Source organism: Archangium sp., from assembly GCF_057119385.1.
Genome location: NZ_DBNGVP010000084.1, coordinates 35,130 through 60,207 on the forward strand (window position 1 = coordinate 35,130; position 25,078 = coordinate 60,207).

A 25,078-nucleotide genomic window follows, 5' to 3' on the forward strand; every position below is an offset into this window, starting at 1 on the left:
CGCGGACGGCCTCCCGGGCCACGGCGACGGGAGCCGGGCAAGCAAGAGGCGGAGGGGGGAAACGGCTCCATGCTCGTCTACGGAGACCATTCGCGGGAGGTACGGCCCTCCGAGGTGCTCACGGCCCTTCGTGGACGCCTGCGCCGGGTGGAGGCCGTACCCGCGGGCATCGCCCGGCACATGGCGCTGGTGTCCCTGTTCATCGAGGCGGGCGAGCTCGCCCAGGGACTGCTCGATGCGGACTTCGCCGAGCGGCGCCAGGACGAGCCGGGCCCACGCGGCGCGTCCTACCTCGCGCTCCCCATGGCCTTCGCACGCGCCGTCCGGGACTCCTACGTGAGCGGCTTCATGCGCTACGGCCCCGTTCCCGACGAAGTACTCGACGCACTCGAGCGCCTGGAGTTGCCGGAGCGGGTGACGGTGAAGATGCCCGAGGGCTACGCCTACTACGCGCTCTACCCGGAGCTGTACCTGGAGGCCGCGCGCTCACTGAGACTGCTGCCACGCCCGCCGGTGGTGGTGGGCATCCACGGCATCGGCACGGGCCTCGCGTGCGTGGTGGCCGCCGCCGCGAACACCCTGGCCCCGCCCTTCACCGTCGGGCCGGGAGGCCATCCCTTTCAGCGCCCCCTCAGCCTCGGGCCCGAGCTCGAGCGCGAGCTCCTGGCGCGCGCGCGGGAGTCCCACGTCGCCATCGTGGACGAGGGGCCCGGGTTGTCGGGCAGCTCCTTCGGGGCGGTGGCGGACTTCCTCGAGGCGCGCGGCATCCCCGAGGACCGGCTGCTCTTCTTCCCGAGCCACGCGGGGGAGCTCGGGCCCGTGGCCAGCGAGCGCCACCGGGTGCGCTGGGCCCGGGCACGCCGGTACACGGCCGATTTCGACGCCCTCTTCGTCCATCCGGAGGACCCGCCGCCGCCGCTCGCCGCCTGGGTCGAGGACCTCATCGGCCCCGTCCACGGCCCGCTCGTGGACGTGAGCGGAGGGGCCTGGCGGCACAAGATCTTCCCGGACGAGCGCCACTGGCCCGCGGTGCACGTGCAGCAGGAGCGGCGCAAGTACCTCGTCCTGTCCGAGCGCGGCGCCTTCCTGCTCAAGTTCGCCGGCCTCGGGCTCTACGGAGAGCGCCGGCTCGCACGGGCGCGGCAGCTCTCGGAGGCGAGCCTCACGCCGCACGTGGAGGGGCTGCGGCACGGCTTCCTCGTCCAGCGGTGGCTCGAGGGCGCGCGGCCCCTTCCCCTGGCACGCGGGCTGGACCGCGCGGAGCTCGTGGCGCGCGTGGGGGCCTATCTCGGCTTCCGGGCGCGCCGCTTCATCGCGGAGCCCGGGTGGGGCGCCTCGCTCGCGAAGCTGCTGGAGATGACGCGCTACAACTCGGCCCAGGTGCTGGGAGACGGGTTCGCCGAGTCCCTGGGCCCCTGGGCTCCGCGCCTGGAGCGGCTCTCCGCCGAGGTGCGCCCGGTGGAGACGGACAACAAGCCGCACGCGTGGGAGTGGCTCGTCCTGCCGGATGGACGGCTCCTCAAGGCGGACGCGGTGGACCACCACGACGCGCATGATCTGATCGGCTGCCAGGACGTGGCGTGGGACGTGGTGGGCGCGGCCGTGGAGCTGGAGCTGGACGCGGCGGAACAGAGCATCCTCGCCGAGTACGTGGCACGGGCGAGCGGCCACGCCGTCAGCGGGCCGCTCCTGGACTTCTACCGGCCGTGCTACCTGGCCTTCCAGTTGGGCCACCACACGCTGGCGGCCTCGGCGCTGGAGGGCCTCGTCCCGGAGGAGGCGGTGCGCCTGCGCCGGGCCGCGGAGCGCTACGCCACGCTGCTGCGCAGCACCTGCTTCGCGTAGCGGCGCGTCATGCGCGCGCAGAAGTCGGCGAACTCCTCGATGCGGTGGGGCGGGCTGGTGTGGTGGTCGTTGATGCCGCACGAGCCCGGCGTGAAGCAGTACGTCAGCGTCACGTCGAAATCCTCGAGCGCGCTCATCTGCCGATCGAACCAGGCCTCGTAGTCGGGCACCAACTCGCAGATCGCAAGGACTTCAAACGGAAGCACTACGGCACGGTGAAGGCGTAGAGCTTGTTGTTCGGGGTGCCCACCTGGAAGTTGGAGTAGCCCGAGCCCCAGAACACCGTCCCATCCGCCACGGCCGGGCCCGCGTTGCACGAGCCGCCGCTGACGAAGGTCCACAGCACGGCGCCCGTGCTCGCGTCCATCGCGTACATGTGGCCCCGCGGGTCGATGGAGCAGCCGAACACCACACCATTCGCCGTGGTCACCGGGGCCAGGTCCTGCGCGCCCTCGAGCGGATCCGGCGTCTGCCAGACGATCTGCCCGGTCGCGGCATCCAGCGCCGTGAAATTGCCCCAGGAGCTCGTCTGTCCATTGGGCAGGGTGTAGGGCAGGTGATCGTAATTGACGTTGGCCGCGTAGATGCGCCCGTCCGCCATGGCCGAGCCCCACATCATGCCGCCGCCCACGCCCCCGGGCCCCACGCGCGTGCTCCACACCGTGGCGCCCGTGTCCGGATCCAACGCCCAGTAGATGCCGCTCTTCTGGCCCGCGCCCACCAGCTCGCGCGGGGCTCCATCGGCGTGGTGCGTCTTGAAGAGGATGGCACCCTGGCCGAAGTCATAGTCGGGGCCACCCGGCGGGGGGCAGTCCTCGGGGCGGATGAGGCAGGTCAGGATGAAGACGTCCTGCGGGTAGAGCTTGCGGCCCCACTTGATGGCGCCCGTGCTCGCGTCGAGCGAGAGCATGGCGTCGAAGTAGTCGTCCGGCGCGAGGCACGCCGCCGCGGTGGCGTCATCCGTGGCATCCACCAGGCACTGGCGCACCTCGGGCGGCACGTTGGAGTTGTTGCCCGTGGTCACGTAGAGGGAGTTGCGCTTCTTGTCGAGCACGAGCGTGCTGCCCCAGACGCCCCCGCCGGAGTAGCCCTCCGGCATCACGAAGGTGCGCCACACCACCGCGCCGGTCGCCGTGTCCATGGCCACCACGTTCCCGCGGAACGTGCAGCACGGGTAGGAAGGATCCGCCGCGTAGCTCTCCTCGTACGAGGCCACGCCCACGTAGACGCGGGTGCCATCCACGATGGCCGACTGCGTGATGACAGCCGCCGGGTGCGCGTCCGGATGGGACTTCCAGAGCAGGTCGCCGGTGCTCGCGTCGACGGCCAGGAAGTCGCCGTTGAGCGTGCCGAGGTAGAGTCGCCCCTCGTGGAAGGCCGGCGTGTTGCGCGAGCGGCTGCCGGGGATGCCCGTGTACTCGGAGATCCGCCGGGACCAGATGCGCGCGCCCGTGGCGGCGTCCACCTTGTGCAGCCAGCCGCCCCAGTCGGGGAAGTACACCGCGCCCTCCACCACGGACGGAGTCGCCGAGACGTCGCCCTCGGTGGTGAAGGTCCACTTCACGTACAGGTGGGGCGCCGTCTGGGGGCTGATGTGCTGCTCATCGCCCGCGCTTCGCGTGTTGTGCAGGTTGCCGCCCGCGAACTGCCAGAGGCTCGGGCCCAGGAGATGCGCGCAGGCAATCACTGGCAGGCTCGCCAGCACCAGGCCCCAGGCCCGGTGCGTGAAACGTCGGTTGGAGGTCATGGGCGGCCAGATACACCCCGGCGCGCGGCGCACTCCACCCGGCGGCCGCTGCCCCTTGCGCCTCCAAGAAGGACACGTTCCCGCTGGGATCAGCCCCGCCCGCGGCTCGGCATGTAGGCCTTTCACCTGAATCATCGGCACAGGACGCGGAGGGTGGCCCTACTGCACTCCGAGAAAAATCAGGGGTTTTCTCAATGCTTGGGACATCAAAGAAGGAATACCGTTTAGAATCGGAAACTCCCGCCCGAGAGAGGCCGCGCCATGCCGTTCTCCCGCCGTCGCTCCCTGTCGCGCTCGACGCTCCTGCAGATGGGGGCGCGCATCGCGGGAGTGGTGGCCCTGGCCACGCTCTTCAGCTACCTGCACGTGCTGCAGTCGGTCCGGACCGAGAACCTCGCGAGGCTGGAGCGGTACGTGGTGGAGCGCAGCCAGCGCGAGCAGGGCATCTTCGTGCTGGCGCAGGACAACCACGCCGTGCTGCTGAAGGCATTGGAGGAGAGGCTCCTCGCCCTGACTCCGGAGGAGGTGGACGCGCGTTTCGACCGCCTCTTCGTCCAGCTGGCGGATGGCAGCGTCCGCAACCGCCCCGAGCGCTTCGACGGTACGAAGATGCCGGGCCTCATGGTGCCCAAGGACGTCCGGATGGGCGCGGGGCTGCGCCGGAGCATCCTGGCCGCGTATGACGTGCTCGCCCAGTACGGGCCCGCCCTGCACACGCGCTTCACCAACACCTACGTCGTGCTGCCGGAAAACGTGCTGGTGCTCTACTGGCCGGAGCGTCCCACGTGGACCCAGGAGGCCGAGAGCACTCAGTCCTTCCTCACGCTCGAGTTCTACGAGCTGAGCCAGCCGGGGAAGAACCCGGAGCGGAAGACGGTCTGGTGCGGCGTCTACTCGGATCCGGTGGACAAGAGCTGGATGGTCTCGGTCTCCACGCCGCTGGACCTGGAGGGCCGGCATGTCGCGACGATTGGCCACGACGTGCTCATCCAGGAGTTGATGACGCGCACCATCAACGACCATCTGCCCGGCGCGTACAACCTGCTCTTCCGCGACGACGGTCAGCTCATCGCCCATCCGCGGTTCACCCGGGAAGGAGACACGGGCGTCTATTACATCCCGGGCAGCGGCGGGAAGAACAGCGAGGAAGCGCCCAGCGTCACCGAGGAGGAGCAGCGCGGCCTGCGGAGCATCTTCGAGCAGGTGCGCCACGGTCCGCCGGGCCAGACGGTGGCGGAGCTGCCGGAGCATGAGGAGTACATCGGCATGTCCCGGCTCGAGGGACCCGGCTGGAACTTCGTCACGGTGCTGCCCGAGCGCGTGGTGTCCCAGCCCGCGCTCCGCGCCGCGCGCCAGGTGCTGCTGGTGGGCCTCGTCGCGCTGGTGGCGGAGCTGGCCATCATGTCCTGGGTGCTCCGTCGGCACGTCACCCGGCCGCTGCTGGCCTTCAGCCAGGCCGCGGAGCGGGTGGCCGCCGGTGACTTCCAGGTGGAGCTGAACACCTCACGCGAGGACGAGCTGGGACAGCTGGCGCGGGCCATCCGGTCCATGGCCGACAAGGTCCAACAGCGCGAGGAGGCGCTGCGTCAGGCCAACGAGCACCTGGAGCAGCGGGTGGAGGAGCGCACGCGCGAGCTCCAGGACGTGCATGTCCGGCTGGTGCAGACGGCGAGGCGCGCGGGCATGGCGGAGATCGCCACCAACGTGCTGCACAACGTGGGCAACGTGCTCAACAGCGTCTACACCGCGGCGCAGCTCGCCCGGGAGCGGATGGGCCGGATGAAGCTCGAGCAGGTGGGACGGGTGGCGGGCATGCTCCAGGAGCACCAGGCCGACGTTGGAACCTTCCTCACGCAGGACGAGCGCGGCCGGCATGTGACGCCCTTCCTGGGCAAGCTGGGAGAGACCCTGCTGAACGAGCGCAAGGAGCTGCTCTTGCTGCTCGATGACGTGGGCCGGTACACCGAGCACATTGGCGACATCGTCAAGGTGCAGCAGAACTACGCGCGCACGCCACGGATGCACGAGCCCGTGCACCTGGAGGAGCTGCTGGAGGACGCGCTGCGCATCAACGCGGCCGGGCTCGCCCGTCATGGAGCGCGGGTGGAGCGGCACCTGACGGCGCTCCCTCCGGTGCTGACGGACAAGCACAAGCTGCTGATGATCCTCGTCAATCTGATCAGCAACGCCAGCCATGCCCTGGAGCGTGCGGCCACGGGTGAGCGGCGGTTGATCGTGACGCTGGAGCGAGGCCCTGGAGACTACGTCCGCATCGACATCCGGGACACGGGCGTGGGCATCTCACCGGAGATGTTGCTGCGCATCTTCCAGTACGGCTTCACCACGCGGGAGGACGGGCACGGCTTCGGTCTGCACTCCAGTGCCCTGGCGGCGCAGGAGCTGGGGGGCTCGCTGAAGGTCCACAGCGAGGGGCCAGGACGAGGGGCCACGTTCACGCTGGAGATTCCCTGCCCCATGGCCGAGGCCCAGGGAGGCGCGGCCTGAGGGGCACCAGGCGGTGCCCATGGACTCAGGGCAGGTTGCCCAGATCCCTGCCCAGAAGGGCATCGAGCAACGAGGGCTCTCCTCCATTGAGGAAGTAGACGCATCGGCCGGGAACAGGCTCGTTGGCCAGTCCGAGCGGGAATGGCTGGTAGCCGAGTGCCCGCTCCAGCTGATGCACGAGCAGTTCCGCGTGCGGCCTGATTTCGTCCGGTGGCTGCAAGAAGAGCTGCGGCCGGGTCCGTGTGTCATCGGCCCGGATGTGCTGCACCGTGACGTAGACGAGATAGAGCGGGGCGAGCACGCTCACAGCACCAGCCAGACGGGTCAGAACCCGCCCTCCCTCGGGTAGTGGCTTCTCCAGGTACACACAACACCGGAGACAGGCGGACATACCAGGTTGCGTCACGTCCCCGACGGGACGGCCGGGAAATGCAGCCATGAGTTCACTGAGAAGAGAGTCCCAGGGCTCCCAGGCCAGCGCCGTCTTCCAAGCAGCGGACCAACGCTGGAATTCGGGTGTGGACCTGTCGATGTCGACAAAGACGGTGCTTCCGGGAGGGTAGTGCTGGTGCGCAATGCGGATGAGCTCCGCCTTCGTGAATGCCTTCATGATTTGGAAGGCCTCGGGATGTCGAAGAGGACGGTTTCGATACCTTCGGAGACACAGGCTCCCACCAGAGCGCCCGGATGCTTCTCCCTGAGCATCAGGTCATAGAGGGTTTTGAAATTGCTACACAGCGTGAACATCATTTCTCCACGCGGAGCGTTGGAGAGGACCTTGTACGCAGCGCGATTGGCCATCTCCGCCGCGTCCCGCCGAGCCACCCACAGAGGAATTTCCCTCTGGCCGTTTCGTAGAGGGAGGCCGACCTCGAACTTGCAGACGGTCGTCGCCCCCGAGTCGCCCTCCGTGATGCGGGCGTGGATGCAGACGGCTTGCCATCCACCCGGTTGCGCATCGGACCTCTCAACGGTCGTCTTGAACCAGAAGTGCTCAGGAGTGATGCGCCCGACCACGCTGTTGCGATCGGTGCATCCTGTCTGGCCGTTGGCCTCCCACAGCACGAGGCCAACGAGCAACCACGAGCGTGGGAGACAGCAACGCGGCGGGGGCACCATGAACTCCCTCAGGCCTTGCCCACGACCTTCTTCAGGAAGCCCCAGAAGCGGCCCGAGCGCTCCTTCAGGTCCTGGCCGCGCCGCTCCTCCGCCGCCTTCGCCGCGTCCGAGGCCACCCCCAGCCGCTGCCGCAGCTCCTCCGGCGTGTAGCGCGTCGCCAGCGTTGCCTTCATCTCCTTGCGCGTCGAGTACTCCTGCGCCGTCACGTGCAGCACGCACTCGGAATCCAGCCGCAGCGTCACCGCCACCCGCACCGAGCCCTTCGGCCCCCTCGGCAGCCCCTCCAGCCGCACCGTGCCCAGGTACTCATTCGCCGAGATGTGCGTGTCCTCTCCCTGGAAGATGGACAGCTCCATCACCTCTTCGTTGTCCCGCGTCGTGGAGATCGCGAACGAGCGCTGCGCCGGCAGCGGCGTATTGCGCTCGATGACCCGCGTGAACGCTCCACCGGGCATCGCCACGCCGATCGTCATCGGCAGCACGTCGATGAGCACCACGCTGCTCACCTTGTCCACCGCGCTCGAGTACAACGCCGCGCCCAGCGCCACCGCCTCGTCCGTGTTCACCCCCGCGTGCGGCGCCTTGCCGAACACTTCCTTCAGCTTCTCGCGCACCAGCGGCATGCGCGCCTGCCCGCCCACCATGAGGATGTCGTCGATGTCCCCCGGCCTCATCTTCGCGTCCAGCAGCACGTCCCGCACCACGTCCAGCGTGCGCATCACCATCGGCAGGCACGCCTTCTCCATCTCCGCCCGCGTCAGCGTGACGTGCAGGTCCCTCGGCTGCCCCGACTCGTCCATCATCAGCATCGGGATGTGGACCTCGTAGGAGCTGGACTCCGATAGCGCCACCTTCGCCCGCTCGGCCGCGTCCGTCACCCGCGACAGCGCGATGCGATCTCCCTGGAAGCTCACCTTCTCCTGCTGCTGGAAGCGCTCCAGCAACAGGTCCACCAGCACGTTGTCGAAGTCCATGCCGCCCAGGAAGATGTCGCCTCCCGTGGCCAGCACCTCGAACACGTTCCGGTCGATTCGAAGGATGGTCGCGTCGAAGGTGCCGCCGCCCAGGTCATAGACGAGCACCTTCTTCGTCACCTCGCGGTTCAGCCCGTACGCCAGCGCCGCCGAGGTGGGCTCGTTGAGAATCCGCTCCACCTTCAGCCCCGCCATCCACCCCGCCCGGCGCACCGCCTCGCGCTGCGGCTCCGAGTAGTACGCCGGCACCGTCACCACCGCCCGCTCCACCTTCTGCCCCAGGTGCTGCTCCGCCAACTCCTTGCACTCGCGCAGGATGATGCCCTGCACCTCTTCCAGCGACAGCACGTGCTCGCCCATCCGCACCGCCGCACGGCCTCGCGCGTCGGGGATGATCTCGTAGTGGAAGCGCTCGCGCACCTGGTTCACCACCGCGCTGTCGAAGGGACGCCCCACCAGGCGCTTGGCGCCGTAGATGGTCTGCTCGGGGCGCAGCAGCACCTGGCTCTTCGCGCGGTGGCTCACCAGCAGCTTGCCCTGCGACGAGAGCGACACCACCGAGGGGATGGTGTTGTAGCCCTCGCGCGAGCGCAGCACCACGGGCTTGTTGTTCGTCACCACCGCCACGCACGAGTTGGACGTGCCCAGGTCGATGCCAATCACCGGGCCCTTGCTCTCGAGGCTCGCCGGCGGCGTGAGGAAGACGGTGCGCACCTGCCCGGGGGAACTCTTGGGCTCGGGAGGCAGCGGGGCCGCCGGTTTCGCGGCCACCGGTGCGAGCTGCGGGGCCGCCGGCTGCGCCTGGGGAGCCCTGGGTGCCACGGGAGCGGGAGGGGCCACAGGAGCCACTGGAGCCGCGGGGCGGGCACCAGGCGGTGGCGCGGGCTTCCTCGCCGCGGGCCGCATGGGCTGACCCGCGACGGGCCGTGCGAACTCGAGCGGCTCGTCGTCGTCGGAGGACTCCAGCTCGAGCTCCACCGCACTGCTGGCCTGACCGGCGCGCGCGGGCGGAGACGGCGTGGCGGGCCCGGGCGTGGCCGCCGCCGAGAGGTCCGCCAGATCGAACTCCTGCATGCTGTTGCTCTGGCGAACGGGCGGCTTCGCGGCGGGCGGAGGCTCGGCTCGCGCTCGCTCGGGCGGAATCGTGGCGGCGATGAGCTCGTCGAGCGGAATGTCGACGGCGGTGACGGGCGGCGGCGGAGGCGGAACGAGGGGCTCGGGCGGACGGGCCGCGGGAACGGGCCGCGTGCCGGGGGCCACGGGCGCCACGGTGGGAATCGCCTGCACCGGCGCCACCCCAGGAGCGGCCGCCGGCCTCGCGGCGGGAGGAGCGGCCAAGGGCGCCGCCGGAGACACCTCGCCCTTGCGCTGCAACATCCGGTCGACGAGCGACTGGGAGGGCGCGTCCAGCTCCGTGAATTGGATGCCCATGCCGGGAGGCCCGGACAGGTCCTCGGGCGGCCGCACCCAGCGCACCACCGCCGAGCCCTTCATCACCCGGAGACCATCGGCGATGCGCACCTCGAACTTCACCGGAGTGCCCACCGGCTGCGGCTCGCGCGAACGGATGAACATGCCCCCGGGGCTGATGTTGACGGCGAACTCCTCGACGAAGTTGCCGATATCCGTGTGCTTGAGCTTCACCAGCAGACCCACGGCCTTGCGGTCCGCGGCGCGCCGTCCCTGATCCATAGCTTCTGACTGTCGCGGGTAAGACCCGCCCGCTCAAGTCTTTCTCTCCTCCTCCGCTCCCCTGCCTGCCGCGCTCCCATTCCAGGTGCGCGCATGGGCGACCCCGTCCCACGCCTCCCCCTCGCACGAGACGTGCCCGGAGGGTTTCAGCGGGGGAGACCCACCGGGTTCTTTCCGATTTCTGGGGAAACAGGGGACGGCGGACGGCTCACGGAGCGAGCAGCCGCAGGAAGGCGTCCTGGTCCCACGCCTCGCCGGAGCGCACGCCGTGGCGCTGGTAGCCCGCGAGGGTGAAGCCCCGCCCCGGGACGAAGTCCAGCGTGGTGCAGGCCACCGGGCAGCCGCCCTCGGGGCACTCGCCGGGAGACACCGTGCGCTGGTCCCGCTGCGAGCCCTCGGGGGCGTACGCGCTCAACGTGCCGCCACAGACGGCCACCACCTGGCCCGCCTCGTCCAGCGCCACCACGGGCGAGGCCGGCTTCGAGTCACAGGCGAGCGGTCGGGCCCAGCGCTCGGCGCCGTCCGGGCCCGCCGCGAGGACGAAGGCCTCGGAGCCCGAGAGCCGCGCGCCGCCCCAGGACAGGGGACCGCGCAGCTCGCCCACCAGCACCACGCCCCCGTCGCGCTCCGGCCGCAGCCCGGTGACGTGGCCGTCCACGCCCCGCAGCTCCTTGCCCCACGCGAGCCGCCCATCCCGCTCGAAGGCGAGCAGCAACAGGGCCTGGCCCCCCGCGCTCCCGAAGGCCCGGCCATCCACCGTGAGCGGGCCCACGAGGCGTCCGGCGAGCAGCGTCCGGCCCGAGGGCGCGAGCGCCAGGGCGTGCAGCTGCGTCCCCTCGTCCACCCGGTCCAGCTGCCGCGCCCAGAGGAAGGCCCCCCGCGCGTCATGGTGGGCGAGCACCGGCACGGGGCCCTCCGGCGTCCACTCCTCGGCCGTGACGAGCACCCCGCCCTCGCCATCCGCCGCCAGGCCGTACACCTTCTGGCCCGCGCGCCGCTGCCAGAGGGGCTGGCCCTCGCCGGAGAACTTCACGACGAAGCCATCGGTGGCCGCGCCCAGGCCGAAGTCCAGGGGGTACAGGAAGGCGTTGCCAGAGAGGAACACCTCCCCCGAGGGCGAGGCCGCCACGCGCGGCGAGGCCACGCGCATCCGCGAGAAGTCCCGGGCCCAGCGCTCGGCCCCATCCGGGCTGTACTTCGCCAGCGTGAGGCCCCGGCGCTGGCCCGGCACGGACTCGCGCTCGTCGTCCTCGCGCGGCGTGGAGAGCCACACCACGGAGATGTCCCCCGCCCCATCCACGGCGAGCCCCGTCCCGGAGTCGTCCTGCGGCCCGCCGAGCCGGTGGAACCAGGGCTGGACGGGAGGGGGCTCCGGCTGGAGCGGCACGGGAGCCGGCTCGGAGGGGGTCGAGGCAACCGGACGGGTACCGCTCCCTTCCTCGCCGGACGAGGCCTCCTCGGAGGGGGAGGACGTGCCGGAGTGGCCCCGAGGGACGAACCGGGGGAAGGTAAGGGGGTCATTCCCTCCGGCATCCCCCCGGTCTCGGGTCCGGCCGACCCCCCCTGGGGGGTAGGGAACCGGACACAGGGTGTCCTGGAGCGGACGAACGTCCTGTGGCAGGAATACCCGCCCTCTGGAACGGTTGGCATCCCACGTTCGTGCCGCGGACCCCCCGCGAACCCCTTGGACCGCGCGCCGCCCGAGATTAAGAGAACCCTTCTCATGGAAAACGCCGCCCCCATCGCCCCGACACCGGTACCGGAAGCCACCAGCGAGGACCTTCAGGCCGTCGAGGAGCTCGCCCGGGCCAAAGCCCAGATTCTCGGGCAGATCGAAAAGCGCGTCGTGGGGCAGCGCGACGTGGTGGAGCACCTGCTCATCGCGCTCTTCGCCCGCGGCCACTGCCTCTTCGTGGGCGTGCCCGGCCTGGCCAAGACGCTGCTCATCTCCACCCTGGCGGACGTGCTCAACCTGTCCTTCAACCGCATCCAGTTCACCCCGGACCTGATGCCCTCGGACATCACCGGCACGGACATCCTGGAGGAGGACAAGGCCACCGGGCATCGCGCCTTCCGGTTCCTCAAGGGGCCGCTCTTCGCCAACATCATCCTCGCGGACGAGGTGAACCGCACCCCGCCCAAGACGCAGGCCGCCCTGCTGCAGGCCATGCAGGAGTACCGCGTCACCGCCGGTGGCCGCACCTACCCGCTGGAGCTGCCCTTCCTCGTCTTCGCCACGCAGAACCCCATCGAGCAGGAGGGCACCTACCCGCTGCCCGAGGCGCAGCTGGACCGCTTCATGTTCCTGGTGGACGTGGGCTACCCCACCGCCGAGGAGGAGGTGGAGATCGTCAAGTCCACCACGGGCGGCTCGCAGCCCAGGCTGGAGAAGATCCTCTCGCCCGAGCGCATTCTGGCGCTGCAGGAGCTGGTGCGCCGGGTGCCGGTGCCGGACCACGTGGTGCGCTACGCGGTGGAGCTGGTGCGGCACACGCGGCCCAAGGAGCCGGGCGTGCCCGAGTTCATCGCGAAGAACGTGTCGTGGGGCGCGGGGCCTCGCGCGAGCCAGTACCTGGTGCTGGCGTCCAAGGCGCGGGCGATTCTGAATGGACGCTTCGTGGCCTCGGTGGAGGACGTGAAGGCGGTGGCCCGCCCGGTGCTGCGTCACCGCGTGCTGCCCAACTTCACCGCCGAGAGCGAGGGCACCACGTCGGTGAAGCTGGTGGACCAGTTGGTCGCGATGGTGAAGGGATAGCGCCCGCGCATGCTGCTGGACTCCCAGACACTGGCCCGGCTGCAGGGCGTGAAGCTGCGCGCCCGCGCGGTGATGGAGGGGGTGCTGTCCGGCCTCCACAAGAGCCCCCACCAGGGCCAGAGCGTGGAGTTCGCCGAGCACAAGGAGTACGCGCCCGGCGATGAGCTGCGCCACCTGGACTGGAAGGCCTACGGCAAGTTCGACAAGTACTACGTCAAGCGCTTCGAGCACGAGACGAACCTGCGCGCGGTGATGGTGGTGGATGCGTCCGCCTCCATGGGCTACCGCAGCGGCGCGCTCTCCAAGCTGGAGGCCGCCACCACGCTGGCCGGTGCGCTGTGCTACCTGCTGGTGCGCCAGCAGGACGCCGCCGGCCTCGCGGTGATGACCAATGGCCGCTTCCAGGACGTGCCCCCGCGCGCCTCGGCCGGCCACCTCAACGTGCTGCTGGACGCGCTGGAGAACACCGCGCCCAATGGGGGCACGAATCTGCTGTCCGCCGCGGACCACCTCGCCGAGGTGCTGCCGCGCCGCTCCTCCGTCATCGTGCTGTCGGACTTCCTCGACGAGAACCAGGACGCGCTCAAGCGGATACTCGCGCTGCGGCAGCGCAAGAACGACGTGTCGGTGTTCCACCTGGTGGACCCGGCCGAGCTGACCTTCCCCTTCGATGACCCCACGCTCTTCCTGGACATGGAGGGCGAGGGCCGCATCGAGGTGAATCCGCGTGAAATCAAGGAGAGCTACCTGGAGGAGTTCGGGGCCTTCCTGGCGAACGTGAAGTCGGCCTGCGCGGAGGCGGACGTGGACTACGAGCTGGTGCGCACCGACGAGCGGTTGGACGAGGTGCTGTTGCGCTACCTGGGCAAGCGCGGGAGGCGCCGGTGACGTTCGCACACCCGTGGATGCTGCTGGGCGCGCTGGCCGCCTTCATTCCGCTGCTCATCCATCTCTTCGACCGGCGGCGGCCGAGGCCCCATCCCTTCGGGCCGCTGGCCTTCGTGCTGCGCAGCCAGAAGCGCACCGCGAGCCGGCTCAAGCTCAAGCGGCTGCTGTTGTACACGCTGCGCACGTTGATTCTGCTCGCGCTGCCGGTGGCGCTGGCGAGGCCGGAGCTGAAGCAGGACGCCGAGGCGGCCGCGGTGGTGAAGGGCCCGGCGGCCACGGCCATCGTGCTGGACGCCTCGCTGTCCATGCGCTGGTCGGACGGGACGTCGCTCTTCGAGCGCGGCCGGGACGAGGCGCGTGACGCGCTGGCGGACCTGCGGCCCGAGGAGCCGGCGACGGTGCTGGTGTGCACGGGCTCGCCGCTGCCGCCCGCGGCGCCGGGCTTCGACCGCTCGAAGCTGCGGCAGGTGATTGACGAGGCGCAGCCGACGTATGGGGCGGCGGACCTGTCGCGGTGCCTGGACCTGGCGGCGCGCTCGCTGGAGGAGAGCCCGGTGGCGGGCAAGCGCCTGGTGGTGGTGTCGGACCTGACGGCCGGCTCCATGCGCCTGGAGGCGCCGACGCCCACGGTGAAGGGCCCCACGGGCGAGGCGGTGCGGCCCGAGGTGGTGCTGCGCGACGCGGCCAACGGCGAGGACGCCCTGCCCAACCACGCGCTGGTGGATTTGAAGGTGGAGCCCGCGCTGCAGGCGGGCCCGCGTGCCTTCCTCTTCACCTTCACGGTGAAGAACTTCTCGGACCAGCCGCTGAAGGACCTGGAGGCGGCGGTACGGGTGGGCGAGAGCACGGTGGGCAAGGGCTTCGTGGACGTGCCGGCGAATGGCACGGCGCAGAAGTCGCTGACGGTGCGCTTCCAGCAGGGAGGCACCGTGGTGGGCCAGGGCATGCTGACGCCGGACGGACTGGCCGAGGATGACCGGCGGGCCTTCGTGCTGGCGGTGCCGAGGCCGTTGAAGGCGCTGGTGGTGAACGGCGCGCCGCACGCGACGCGCTACCGGGACGAGGCCTTCTTCATGGAGGCGGCCTTGTCGGCGCCGGGCTCGCCGGTGCAGGTGGCGGTGCGGGACGCGGCGGCCGGGTGGCGCGAGGACCTCACGGGCTACGACCTGGTGTACCTGCTGAACGTGACGGCGCCGGAGGAGGCGGACGCGGCGAAGCTGCGCGCCTTCGTGGAGAACGGCGGAGGCCTCTTCATCAGCGTGGGCGACCACGTGGATCCGGAGGCGTACAACACGCGGCTGGGCGCGCTGCTGCCGCGCAACCTGCGGCTGGTGCGCACCAGCGTGGAGCGCGATGACCCGGACGCGGAGGGCAAGGCGGCGAAGCTGGCGCAGGTGAAGGTGGAGCATCCGCTCTTCGCGCCGTTCACGGGCCGCGCCGAGGAGGGCCTCGTGGGGGCGTGCTTCTACCGGTACATGCTGCTGGAGGCGGACGGGAGCGGCACGGCCCAGGGCGCGAGCCAGGTGCTGGCCACGTACGAGGACGGCGCTCCGGCGGTGGCGGTGGCGAGGAGGGGCAAGGGCCGGGTGGCGCTCTTCACCAGCACGGTGGACCGGGACTGGAGCGACTTCCCCATCCGCACCAGTTTCCTGCCGCTGATGCAGCGCTTCGCGGCGTACCTGGCGGGCTCGCTGGAGGAGCGCGAGGAGCAGAAGGTGCGCGTGGGCGAGACGCTCACGCTGCGGCCCGAGGGCACGCAGAAGGTGTCGGCGGTGAAGGCGCCGGACGGCAAGGAGGTGCCACACAAGGCGCAGCCGGACGGCACGGTGCTGGTGGGTCCGGTGGAGCAGCCGGGGACGTTCTCGGTGCTGGGCGCGGATGGCAACGCGGTGCCCGCGCTGGCCTTCGCGGCGACGCTCGACCCGGCCGAGAGTGACTTGAGCCGGCTGCCGCAGGACGCGCTGTCCGCGCACTTCGGCGAGGAGACGGTGAAGGCCTCGAGCGCGGACTCGGAGCGCCCGCCCGTGCCGCTGTGGACGTGGCTCATCGTGGCCGCGGCCCTGGCCTTCTTCTTCGAGGGCACGCTGCTGCGCAAGTAGCTCCCTCTCCGTCTGGGAGAGGGTTGGGGTGAGGGTCTACGCCCTCTGAACCACGGGACCCGATACAGTTCCGGGCTCCCGTGACCCGACCGCTCCCGCGCCCCCTATCTCTTGCTGTCGTCCTGCTGCTGTCCGCATGCGCCACGACGTCTCCGGCGGTGCACACCGGCCCCATCGCGTGCGAAGCCCCGAGCGCCGATCAGTGCGTCGTGCTCGCATGCGATGAGGGCGAGTGTGGTGTCTTCAGCTGCGAAGACGTGGACCCGGAGGCCGTGGCACATGCTCCGCTGGCACATGGTGCGGAGTTGGCGCGCTACCGCCCCCCCATGCGCAGTCCCAGCATCCATCGCAACTGGAGACGCGCGGGGCTCCGGGAGGATGCACGGCCCCGGATGACGTTCCATTTCCGTTACCGGCAGGGCTTCCTCCCGGCCTTTCCCCGGCTCGAAGGAACGCTGATCAAGCACCACCTGTTCCCCCAGGCGCAGGAGTTCAGGCAGTGGTTCAAGAACAGTGGCATCGACGTCCACGCATGGACGATGGCCATCCCGGAGCAGGTGCACCTGCGCATTCATCGTGGCGCGAACGGCGGTCTGTGGAACACGGCATGGCGGCAGTTCATGAATGCCAATTTCCACCAGACACTGCCGCGGGAGGAAATGATGCGCAAAGCGTTCGAATTGGCCTATCGCTTCGACATCGTGGGTCCCATCGTGCCTTACGGCCACCAGGTTGTATCGCCGGGCCCCCAGCTCTTCGCGGACTGACGGCTCAACGGGTTGGAGGAAGAGACGCTTGAAGTTCTATGGAGTCACAGGAGACGACGCTCCCCTCTATACGGGGAACCTGAACGCCGGACACAAGTGGAGCCTGCCCGGCTTGGACTGGTCGCAGCCATGTCCAGCCTGCCGCATGGGTGGCGGTTTTGGGGGACTCCAGTATCCCTGCGTGGATGTTTCGAGCCTTCCGGAACGGGAGAAGCTCCACGAGCCAGAACCGGTATCTTTCGAGGAGTTCGTCCGACTTCGCGAGCTGGTACGTCCCCTTGCTCCCAAATGGGCCATGCTGAAATCAGGCGCGGCTTTCGGCCCGGTGGAGGGCTCGGGGTTGGGTTACTTCGGCCAGCTCTTCATGCAGAACCCCTGGACACTCTACGTGCGCCGGGAGGCACTGGAGCAATTACAGGTGGCCGGCATACGAGGCCTCCAAGGCTGCCCCATCAAGGTACGCTTCCGGCAGAAGAAGCATCCAGAGTTGCTGGAACTGCAGTTGGAGTTGCACGGTCAGTTCCACCCTGAATGCCTTTCGCCAGATCGCAATCCTGCCTGCCCTACGTGTGGCAACAACCCGAACCCCCTCCCGAAGAAGTTCTGGCTCGACGCCTCCTCGCTGCCCGAGGACGTCGACGTCTTCCGCTTCCGTGATGCGCCGGGCTTCATCTTCGCCAGCGAGCGCCTGGTGGAGGCGGTGAAGCGCCTGGAGCTGGACGGCGTGGTGTTCCGGGAAGCCGAGGTGCGCTGAGCAAATCGCTCGAATAATCCACCTGTAATTCGACCGCGGCATCCGCGTCTCCGGGTGCGCTCGGGGCAAATCACTGCCTCCAGCGCAGCCAGGAGACGAACATGAACAGCAAGGGTGAGACGGCGGTCGCGGTACCGGGGCGGTTCACGTGGGTGGGAAGCAAGGGTCGGACGACGCGCCTCGGGGTGGCCGTCGCTCTCGCGTCCTCGCTCGCCATCGGGTGTGGGGACAACTCCTCCGCCACGCCAGAAACATGCCTCCCCCCCTCCACGGTGGACGCATCGGCCCCCATCACGCGCCTCGGCGTTCACTTCATGGCTGGCACGGCCCCGCTCCTGCTCGGCAACCCGGTGACCTCCTCCCATGGCGCGTCCTTCAAGACCCTGAAGGCGCGGCTGTACCTCTCGCAGGTGGCGCTCCTCGGCGAGAGCGGAGAGCGCGTCAGCGCGGAGCTGGTCGACGCCCAGGGCCACCGGCTGCCGTACGGGGTGACCCTGCTGGACCTGGAGCGGCCCGAGTCCCTGAACGTCTACGTCCAGGCGCCCGCGGGCAACTACCGCGGCATGGCCGTCTCGATCGGCGTGCCGGAGTCCTGCGGGTCCGGCGCGAAGCTCAACCACTCGGATGCCTCGGCCATGGACGCGCCGCTGGACGTGGACTCGGACATGTACTGGAGCTGGAACCCCGGCTACGTGTTCCTCAAGTTCGAGGGCCAGGTCCAGGACTCGGGCGCCTGGAAGAACTTCTTCTTCCACGTGGGCGAGGACAAGCGCTTCGTCGCCCTCGAGCTCGATGCCCCCTTCACCCTCACGCCCGAGGGCGGCACCGGCCCCGAGCTCATCGCGGACTTCAACCGCCTCCTCGTGTCACCCGCTGGAGCCGCTCAGCCGGACATCACCAACGACGAGCAGCGGCGTGTCCACGGTGGAGCGCTCGCGGACTCCCTGGCCGAGAACCTCCGTGGCTCGCGCTTCCTCCGTCTCGAGCAGGAGCACCACTGACATGCGCCTCCTGTCCATCATGCTCCTGGGCTCGGTGCTCACCGCGTGCGGCACCGGCGAGCTCGTCACCGTGCCCTCGGGCTTCCCCGCCATGCGCGTCCCCGAGGACAACGCCCTGTCACGTGAACGCGTGGAGCTGGGAAAGCGCCTCTTCTTCGACACGCGCCTCTCCCGCACGGGCGAGGTGGCGTGCGCGAGCTGTCACCAGCAGGAGAACGCGTTCGCCGATCCCCGGCGTGTGAGCGAAGGTGTCGAGGGCAGGCTCGGCACCCGGAACGCGCCGCCCCTGTTCAACCTCGCCTGGAACACCTCGTTCTTCTGGGACGGCGGTGCCCCGACCCTGGAACACCAGGTCATCGGGCCCATCGTCAATCCGCTCGAGATGGACATGCGCATGGAGGACGTCGTGAGCCGCGTGGCCGCCGATGCCTCCTACGTGCGCCAGTTCCAGGCCGCGTATGGCCAGAAGCCCGGCCCGGAGGGCGTGACCAAGGCCCTCGCGTCCTTCATGCGCACCCTGGTCAGTGGTGACAGCCGGTACGACCGGTTCCAGAAGGGCGAGGACACGGCGCTCTCAGACACGGAGAAGCGCGGGATGAACCTCTTCTTCTCCGAGCGCGCCGAGTGCTTCCACTGCCACGTGGGTTTCAACCTGACCAACAACGGCTTCCACAACAACGGCACACGGCCGGACGACCCCGACCTGGGGCGGGAAGCCATCACCGAGAGGCCCTCGGACCGGGGGAAGTTCAAGGTGCCGAGTCTCCGCAACGTGGCCGTCACCGCGCCGTACATGCACGACGGCTCGCTGGCGACGCTGGAGGACGTGGTGGAGCACTACTCCCAGGGCGGGCAGGGTCATCCCAATACGGATCCGACCCTTCACCCACTCGAGCTGACCGCGCAGGAGAAGGCGGACCTCGCCGCGTTCCTGCGTGCGCTCACCGACGAGGCCTTCCTCGCGGACCCGCGGTTCCAGCCAGACCCCTGAGCGGTCCGCTGACGGCGGGGGCCCTCAGTGGTGGAGCTCCACGAGGGCCTCCACGGGAGTCCCTTCGGAGGTCTCCAGGGAAGCGGGGGTGAGGACCTCGCCGGTGCTCTCGTCGATCACCTGGGCCACGGCGTCCTCGAACTCGTTCAGCGGACAGCTCTTGGAGAGCGTCATGCGGACGCCGGGAATCCGGGGCGCGCGCCGGGAGCTATGAAGGATGATGGGAACCCCCTCGAGCCCCGGCTCGTGGAGCAGGCGCTGGCAGAGCTCGACGCCATCCATGCGAGGCATCATCCAGTCCGTCACGACCAGGTCCGGCCGTTGCTGGCGGGCCTTCTCCAGGGCCTCCAGGCCATCGTGCGCATGGATGACCTGGTAGCCCATGACCTCCAATACATCGGTGTAGAGCTCTTGGAGATCCGGTTCGTCGTCGACCAGGAGAATCGTGCTCACGGTGGCTTCCTCTCTTTCCGGAGCGGCTGACCTGGATGGCAATCTCGCGCCCCTCACTAGAGAGGAGTCGCCCTCATTTCAGGTGTGATGCGTCAAGGGCCGGAGTGCAATCATGGGCGGCCATGACCCTCGCCAGCCGCTTCCTCGCGCGTCTCCTCGCGTTTCCTCCCGCGGACACCCATGACGTCCTCGTCGAGCGGGACGTCGAAGTGCCCATGCCCGATGGGGTCAAGCTGCTCGCCGACCGCTACGCCCCCCGCCAGGGCGGCAAGCTTCCCTCCGCCCTGCTGCTCCCCGTCATGGGCTGAGGGAACTTCGTCTCCCGCCAGGAGAGCCATGGCTGGGCCCGCCCGGCGCCCCTCCTCCCGAGTGCGGCCTTCCTGACGGATGGACAGGCAGCCACGTACGGCGGCGAGCATCCGCCGTGCTCTTCCCTCCCCGTGAAGTGAAGGGCGTGAGAAGGTACGGCCCCATGAGCAACGCTCTCTACCGGGATTGTGCCCGGCTCTTCATGGTGGGCTTCCCCGGCCCCCGCATCGACGACGACTTCGCCGCGCTGATGAAGGACGGCATCTTCGGCGCCATCCTCTTCAAGCGGAACGTGGGCACCGCGCAGGAGACGGCCGCCCTGTGCCGCGACATCAAGACGCGCGCGGGCCGGCCCTTCATCCTCTCGGTGGACCAGGAAGGTGGACGCGTGGCGCGGCTGCGCGGCGCGCCCTTCACCGCCCTGCCCCCCATGCGCGAGCTCGGCCAGCGCGGCGACGTGGCCCTCGTGGAGCGCGTGGGCCGGCTGCTCGCGCACGAGCTGCGCGCCATCGGCTTCGACTGGGACTTCGCCCCCGTGCTCGACGTGGACACCAACGCCGCCAACCCCGTCATCGGCGACCGCAGCTTCAGCCGCGACCCGGACGAGGTGGCCCGCATGGGCGTGGCCCTGGGGCGCGGCCTCGAGGCCGGCGGCGTGGCTTCATGCGGCAAGCACTTCCCCGGACATGGCGACACCACCTCGGACAGCCACCTGACGCTGCCGCGGCTGCCCCACGGCATGGAGCGCCTGCGCCGCGTGGAGCTGGTTCCCTTCCGCGCCTTCGCCCAGGCGGGGCTCGCCTCGCTCATGACGGCGCACGTGCTCTTCGACGCGCTCGACCCCAAGGTGCCCGCCACCATGAGCCACCGCGTGCTCGACGGCATGCTGCGCCAGGAGATGGGCTTCGACGGCGTCCTGGTGAGCGATGACCTGGAGATGAAGGCCATCGCCGGCCACTACTCGGTGGAGGAGGCCACGGTGCAGGGCACGCTGGCCGGCGTGGACCTCTTCCTCGTCTGCCATCAGGCGGGCGTGCAGCGGCGGTGCATCGAGGCGCTGGTGCGCGCGGTGGAGTCCGGCCGCGTGCCCCGCGCTCGCATCGAGGAGGCCCACCGCCGCCTCGCCCGTCTCGAGGCACGCTTCGCCCACGGCCCCGAGGACCGGCTGGCCACGCTCGGCGACGCCGAACACCGGACGCTCGCCGAGGGGCTCGCCAGCGGCTTCAACGGGAAGGACCCCACCGAGGTCATGCTGGCCTCGCGGTAGTCCCGTCCCGGGCCTCCCGCCTACTTCGTGGGGAGGTCTCCGGACTCCCTCTCGGAGTCCAGGCCCGCGCCACCCGTGCCCGCGTCCGCCGGGCCCGGCGTTCCCGCGTCGCGGGCCATGGTTCCGCCGCCCTTGGCGCCATGGGTTGCCTTGTGCGTCTCCGTGCCGGCGGTGCCGGAGCCGCCGATGCCTTCCTGGCCCTCCATGCCCGCGCTGCCCGCGCCCCCCGTGCCCATCTGCTCCTGGGTGGCGGTATCCGTGCCCTTGTTCGTGTCCGCGCACGCCGGGAACAGCAGCGACGCCGAGGCCAGGGTTCCCACCGCCCACCACCTGCGAATGCTTCCGCGCATGTCCGTTGCTCTCCTCACGGGCAGGCATCAGCGCCAGCCCGGGTCCATGAATGAAGGGGTGTGAAGCCAATGCCCGGAACAGGGGTCTCCCGAGGCGCCGGACCCCTCCGGCACCGCGAGGACGCTCCTGACGCGGGACGGCCTACTTGCCCCGCGCATCGCGCCGGGCGGGAGCACCCCCCGGCGTATTGGGGTTGGTGGGCCGGTCATTGCCCACGCCCTGCGCGGCGGGAACGTCGTTCGACGGCGCGATGGCGCTGCCCTCCGCGCCGAGCTCCTCGTACAGCGGGCCGCCCGCGGGGCCCGGAGCGGGTGGAGTGGAGCCACTGCCGCCCATGGCGGCGCCGCCCTGTGACTGGAGCAGGGCCCGCTCTCCGGGGTCCATCCGCAGGGAGCGGCCCGGAGTGCCCTGCGCCTCGGGCGTCCGCGGGTCGATGCTGGTGGGGTTGTCCTGGATGGTGCCGTTGTAGCCGCTCAGCTGAGGGGTCCGCGCGAAGCCGGGGGCGACCTCATAGGTGTTCCCCTGCTGCGGAAGGGCTCCACACGCCGAAACCAGCCACGAAGCCGAGGCCAGCGCCCCCATCACCACCCACCGTCTGAAACCGCTGTCGTGCATGTCCGTCTCCCGGGAACACGTCTGGCGCTCCCGCCGCTCGCGAGGTGCGAGAGCGGAGCAGCCGCGCCTTCAGGGATGGGCACCGCGAGGCTTCCGGGCTACCAAGCGGGTCTCTGTCGAGCGCCCGCCCGCCCGGCTGCTCTCCAGCGTGGGCACCGGCCCCGTGCTACTGGTCCTTCGCGGCCGGAGGCTGCCCGATCTGGCCCTTGGGCGACTGGGGGCCCTCGCTCGCGGGCTGGTTGGGGAGCGACTGCGTCCCCGTCCGCGACTCCTCCGGCTCGAAGGCGGCACCGGAGGTGTGGACCGCGGAGGCGAGACCGGAGCCCAGCTCGACGCCATAGGTGCCCTGCACCCACGAGCCATTGGCCCCCACCCGCAGCGGCTTGCCCGTCCCGAGCTCCATGGCCGCGTCGATCTGCGGCGGCGGATACGGGACGCGCATGTCCTGCTGCAACCAGAGGTGCTCCTGCTCCTGCTTGCTGCCCTGGATTCGTGGCATGTCCGAGGACGCATCCGCCTCACCCGCTCCACCCGTGCCCCGCGCCTGCTCGCTCGTCTGGAACACCGAGCTGCTGCTGCCGATGTTGGAGCTCGCGGCGGAGGCCGGGTTCCCGGCCTGGACCTGCTCGGAGTAGTAGTCCTCCTGGGCCGTCAAGGACCACTTCCGTCCGTAGTCGTAGGGGTTGTTCCCGCACCCGGCGAGCAGCACCGCTCCCGCGAATCCGCCGAGCAGCGCCAGCTTCATCCCCATCTTCCGCATGACCGCCTCCCTGTCGTCGTGCCTTGCCTGGGACAAGGGGTGGGCATGCACGCGCAAGACGGGTAGCCGCGAGCAGGCGGCCAAGGGCTGCTTGCTCGCGTGCACACGGGCGGAGGCACCGGCTGGAACCCATGAGCCGTGGCACCCTCACCCCGTCCCTCTCCCGGAGGGCGAGGGGAGGGATGCTCGCTCCGTGCTCAGGGGGCTACCGGCGCGCGGCCGTCTTCTTCGACGCCGCCTTCTTCGCCGGTGCGGCCTTCTTCGGCTCGGCCTTCTTCATCGCGGCCTTGCCCGCCGGTGCCGCCTTCTTCGCCACGACCTTCTTCGCGGCAGTCTTCTTCGCCGCCGCCTTCTTCGCCGGTGCCTTCTCGGGGGCCTCGGTCTTCGCGGAGGCGCCGCCCTTCAGCGACTGGAGGATCTCCTTCACGTGGCCGTCCACCTTCACCTTGGGCCACACCCGGGCCACCTTGCCCTCGGTGTCGATGAGGTAGGTGGCGCGCGTCACGCCCATGAACTTCCGGCCGTACAGCGACTTCTCGCCCCACACGCCGTAGGCGTCACACACCTTGCGCTCGGTGTCCGCGAGCAGCGGGAAGGGCAGCGAGAACTTCGTGGCGAACTTCTGGTGGCTCTTCGTGTCGTCCGGCGACACGCCCAGCACCACCGCACCGGCCGCCTCCAGCGCCGAGTGCTCGTCACGGAAGTCACACGCCTCGCGCGTACAACCCGGGGTGTCATCCTTCGGGTAGAAGTAGAGCACGACGTTCTTGCCCCGCAGCCGCGAGAGCTTCACGTCGTTGCCGTTCTGGTCCTGCAGCTGGAAATCGGGAGCCGGTTGGCCTGTCTGGGGAGTGGGCATGAGTGCTTGCTTGGATAACCCATTCGTCCGTCTTCGCAAGCCCCACTTTTCCGGTCACCTTCCGCCGTCCGTCTCACCGGGGTGGTCGTGCGGGTGCAGACCCTGCTCGTCCAGCGAGTGGGACCCGCCCTCCGGCACGCCGGGCCTCGACAGCGGCCGACGCGGCAACGGGGTGGTCCGCAGCTCCTTCAGGCGGGACAGCCGCCGCTGGGCCTCGGCGTAGGCCTTGGAGTCCGGTGGCACCTTCTCCAGCTCGCCCATGACGGCGTCCCAGGCCGGGTCCTTCGGAGGCACGCCGCGCTCGACCAGCTCGGCGTGCTTCGCCTCCGCGCGCGCGAGGTGCTCCGGTCCCTCGTCCCGTCTACAGGCCCCCACGGTCAGCAGGACACCCAACAGGAGCGGCACCACGGCCCGGCGGCTTCGGTAGATGGCAGACACGTGCAACCCTCCTGCTGGCCTCGGACACGAAGGGGGGTTAGGGTGCTCCCCCGTGCCGCCCCTCTTCTTCGCATTCCTGTTCGGTCTCGGCCAGGGCCTGCTCCACGCGGTGGGGCCGGACCACTGCGCCGCCATGGCCACACTCGGCACGCTGGGCCCCTCCCGGCGCCGGGCCACCTTCCTCGTCGCGCTGCGCTTCGCCATCGGCCACGCGGCGGTGCTCGGCGGAGTCGCCACCTTCTGCCTCCTGGCGGGCGTGGGCCTCTCCGAGACCTTCGAGCGCTGGGCGGAGATCTTCGGCGGCGCCGTGCTGGTGGCCCTCGCCGTCACCGCCTTCCTCTTCCCCAACGTGCTGCGCCACGGCCACCCCCACCTGCCCGGCCACACGCACGAGCCCCACTCCCACATGCATGACCAGGTGAGCACCGCCGCCGGGGCCCTCATGGCCGTCAGTGGCGTGCGCTCGCTGCTGCTCGCCCTGCCTCCCCTGCTCGTGGGTGGCAGCCTGCAGAGCTCCGGGTGGACGTATCTGCCCGGCTTCGCGCTCGGCATCCTCGTGGGCATGGGCGCCGTGGGCCTGCTCTTCGCCGAGGGCCTCGCCCGCATGGGTTCCACCCTGGCCGATCGGCTCCAGCGCTTCGTGGCCGGCGCCTCCGCCGTGCTCGGCGTGTTCTGGATCTTCAGCCGCCTCTGAGTGAGGCGCACGGGGGGCGAAGACCCTCACCCCCCGCCCTCTCCCAGGGGGAGAGGGTGCATGCGAACCCCTAGTGGACTGTCCGACAAGTTTTTCAACATAGTCAGGACAGGTGCCGGTCCACCCACGAGTGCATCTTGGCGCGAGTCCAGGACCAGGTGAAGGGGTGGGCGTAGAGGCGGTTGTACTCGGGCC

General features: G+C 70.0%; 24 protein-coding genes. 12 read left to right on the top strand and 12 right to left on the bottom strand.

Annotated features, from left to right (window positions below; translation table 11 throughout):
- The first annotated feature begins 69 nt into the window (after window positions 1-69).
- Entirely contained in the window at window positions 70-1,845 is a 1,776-nt protein-coding gene (locus AC16DP_RS20510; RefSeq protein ID WP_329734982.1) for a hypothetical protein, read from the top strand.
- Here AC16DP_RS20510 and AC16DP_RS20515 read toward each other — a convergent pair.
- On the bottom strand, window positions 1,809-2,015 hold the full coding sequence (locus AC16DP_RS20515) for a hypothetical protein (protein ID WP_329734983.1): 207 nt from the start codon (window positions 2,013-2,015) through the stop codon (window positions 1,809-1,811). The genes AC16DP_RS20510 and AC16DP_RS20515 overlap by 37 nt on opposite strands.
- 35 nt (window positions 2,016-2,050) lie before the next feature.
- On the bottom strand, window positions 2,051-3,592 hold the full coding sequence (locus tag AC16DP_RS20520; protein WP_329734984.1) for an outer membrane protein assembly factor BamB family protein: 1,542 nt from the start codon (window positions 3,590-3,592) through the stop codon (window positions 2,051-2,053).
- A gap of 261 nt (window positions 3,593-3,853) precedes the next feature.
- On the opposite strand from AC16DP_RS20520, the gene AC16DP_RS20525 reads away from it, so the two are divergent.
- Window positions 3,854-6,097, top strand: a complete 2,244-nt coding sequence (locus tag AC16DP_RS20525; RefSeq protein WP_329734985.1) for an ATP-binding protein — start codon at window positions 3,854-3,856, stop codon at window positions 6,095-6,097.
- A 25-nt stretch (window positions 6,098-6,122) separates the two neighbouring features.
- On the opposite strand, the gene AC16DP_RS20530 is transcribed toward AC16DP_RS20525, so the two are convergent.
- From AC16DP_RS20530 to AC16DP_RS20545, 4 genes are all read right to left on the bottom strand, one after another.
- On the bottom strand, window positions 6,123-6,398 hold the full coding sequence (locus AC16DP_RS20530) for a hypothetical protein (RefSeq protein WP_329734986.1): 276 nt from the start codon (window positions 6,396-6,398) through the stop codon (window positions 6,123-6,125).
- A gap of 305 nt (window positions 6,399-6,703) precedes the next feature.
- The gene (locus AC16DP_RS20535) at window positions 6,704-7,216 is read right to left on the bottom strand and encodes a hypothetical protein (protein WP_329734987.1); all 513 of its coding nucleotides are present in this window, start codon (window positions 7,214-7,216) and stop codon (window positions 6,704-6,706) included.
- Between the two features lie 8 nt (window positions 7,217-7,224).
- Window positions 7,225-9,882 (bottom strand): TIGR02266 family protein, encoded by a 2,658-nt coding sequence (locus AC16DP_RS20540; protein ID WP_329734988.1) that lies wholly within the window; start codon window positions 9,880-9,882, stop codon window positions 7,225-7,227.
- 208 nt (window positions 9,883-10,090) lie between these two features.
- Window positions 10,091-11,269, bottom strand: a complete 1,179-nt coding sequence (locus tag AC16DP_RS20545; protein ID WP_329734989.1) for a hypothetical protein — start codon at window positions 11,267-11,269, stop codon at window positions 10,091-10,093.
- 336 nt (window positions 11,270-11,605) lie between these two features.
- Between AC16DP_RS20545 and AC16DP_RS20550 the strand changes: the two genes are divergently transcribed.
- The 7 genes from AC16DP_RS20550 to AC16DP_RS20580 all read left to right on the top strand — a co-directional run bounded on the left by AC16DP_RS20550 (window position 11,606) and on the right by AC16DP_RS20580 (window position 19,137).
- Window positions 11,606-12,637, top strand: coding sequence for an AAA family ATPase (locus tag AC16DP_RS20550; RefSeq protein ID WP_329734990.1), 1,032 nt, complete (start codon window positions 11,606-11,608; stop codon window positions 12,635-12,637).
- A gap of 9 nt (window positions 12,638-12,646) precedes the next feature.
- Entirely contained in the window at window positions 12,647-13,525 is an 879-nt protein-coding gene (locus tag AC16DP_RS20555; protein ID WP_329734991.1) for a DUF58 domain-containing protein, read from the top strand.
- Entirely contained in the window at window positions 13,522-15,624 is a 2,103-nt protein-coding gene (locus AC16DP_RS20560; protein WP_329734992.1) for a BatA domain-containing protein, read from the top strand. The genes AC16DP_RS20555 and AC16DP_RS20560 overlap by 4 nt, the downstream gene beginning before the upstream one ends.
- Window positions 15,625-15,704: 80 nt before the next feature.
- The gene (gene sitA6 / locus AC16DP_RS20565; RefSeq protein ID WP_414640818.1) at window positions 15,705-16,391 is read left to right on the top strand and encodes a SitA6 family polymorphic toxin lipoprotein; all 687 of its coding nucleotides are present in this window, start codon (window positions 15,705-15,707) and stop codon (window positions 16,389-16,391) included.
- Window positions 16,392-16,419: 28 nt separating this feature from the next.
- Window positions 16,420-17,145 carry a SitI6 family double-CXXCG motif immunity protein gene (gene sitI6 / locus AC16DP_RS20570; protein WP_329734994.1) on the top strand — a complete coding sequence of 242 codons (726 nt, stop codon included), beginning with the start codon at window positions 16,420-16,422 and terminating at the stop codon, window positions 17,143-17,145.
- Between the two features lie 101 nt (window positions 17,146-17,246).
- A complete protein-coding gene (locus tag AC16DP_RS20575) occupies window positions 17,247-18,146 on the top strand; it encodes an MbnP family protein (RefSeq protein ID WP_329734995.1) in 900 nt (299 codons plus the stop codon).
- Between the two features lies 1 nt (window position 18,147).
- Window positions 18,148-19,137: a cytochrome-c peroxidase gene (locus tag AC16DP_RS20580; protein ID WP_329734996.1), complete on the top strand. Its 990-nt coding sequence runs from the start codon at window positions 18,148-18,150 to the stop codon at window positions 19,135-19,137.
- A gap of 24 nt (window positions 19,138-19,161) precedes the next feature.
- Here the strand turns inward: AC16DP_RS20580 and AC16DP_RS20585 are convergent, their stop codons facing one another.
- Entirely contained in the window at window positions 19,162-19,590 is a 429-nt protein-coding gene (locus tag AC16DP_RS20585; protein WP_329734997.1) for a response regulator, read from the bottom strand.
- Between the two features lie 122 nt (window positions 19,591-19,712).
- Between AC16DP_RS20585 and AC16DP_RS20590 the strand changes: the two genes are divergently transcribed.
- Both AC16DP_RS20590 and nagZ read left to right on the top strand, forming a co-directional pair.
- Window positions 19,713-19,898 (top strand): hypothetical protein, encoded by a 186-nt coding sequence (locus tag AC16DP_RS20590; RefSeq protein ID WP_329734998.1) that lies wholly within the window; start codon window positions 19,713-19,715, stop codon window positions 19,896-19,898.
- Window positions 19,899-20,062: 164 nt separating this feature from the next.
- Complete coding sequence (gene nagZ, locus AC16DP_RS20595; protein WP_329734999.1) at window positions 20,063-21,166, top strand: beta-N-acetylhexosaminidase; 1,104 nt, start codon at window positions 20,063-20,065, stop codon at window positions 21,164-21,166.
- Between the two features lie 20 nt (window positions 21,167-21,186).
- On the opposite strand, the gene AC16DP_RS20600 is transcribed toward nagZ, so the two are convergent.
- The 5 genes from AC16DP_RS20600 to AC16DP_RS20620 all read right to left on the bottom strand — a co-directional run bounded on the left by AC16DP_RS20600 (window position 21,187) and on the right by AC16DP_RS20620 (window position 24,189).
- Window positions 21,187-21,516, bottom strand: a complete 330-nt coding sequence (locus AC16DP_RS20600) for a hypothetical protein (protein ID WP_329735000.1) — start codon at window positions 21,514-21,516, stop codon at window positions 21,187-21,189.
- 142 nt (window positions 21,517-21,658) lie between these two features.
- Complete coding sequence (locus AC16DP_RS20605; RefSeq protein ID WP_329735001.1) at window positions 21,659-22,132, bottom strand: hypothetical protein; 474 nt, start codon at window positions 22,130-22,132, stop codon at window positions 21,659-21,661.
- Between the two features lie 166 nt (window positions 22,133-22,298).
- Window positions 22,299-22,892, bottom strand: coding sequence for a hypothetical protein (locus AC16DP_RS20610; protein WP_329735002.1), 594 nt, complete (start codon window positions 22,890-22,892; stop codon window positions 22,299-22,301).
- Between the two features lie 205 nt (window positions 22,893-23,097).
- Complete coding sequence (gene bcp, locus AC16DP_RS20615; protein ID WP_329735003.1) at window positions 23,098-23,751, bottom strand: thioredoxin-dependent thiol peroxidase; 654 nt, start codon at window positions 23,749-23,751, stop codon at window positions 23,098-23,100.
- 54 nt (window positions 23,752-23,805) lie between these two features.
- Window positions 23,806-24,189 (bottom strand): hypothetical protein, encoded by a 384-nt coding sequence (locus AC16DP_RS20620; protein WP_329735004.1) that lies wholly within the window; start codon window positions 24,187-24,189, stop codon window positions 23,806-23,808.
- 52 nt (window positions 24,190-24,241) lie between these two features.
- On the opposite strand from AC16DP_RS20620, the gene AC16DP_RS20625 reads away from it, so the two are divergent.
- The gene (locus tag AC16DP_RS20625; protein WP_329735005.1) at window positions 24,242-24,883 is read left to right on the top strand and encodes a hypothetical protein; all 642 of its coding nucleotides are present in this window, start codon (window positions 24,242-24,244) and stop codon (window positions 24,881-24,883) included.
- Window positions 24,884-25,078 lie beyond the last annotated feature (195 nt).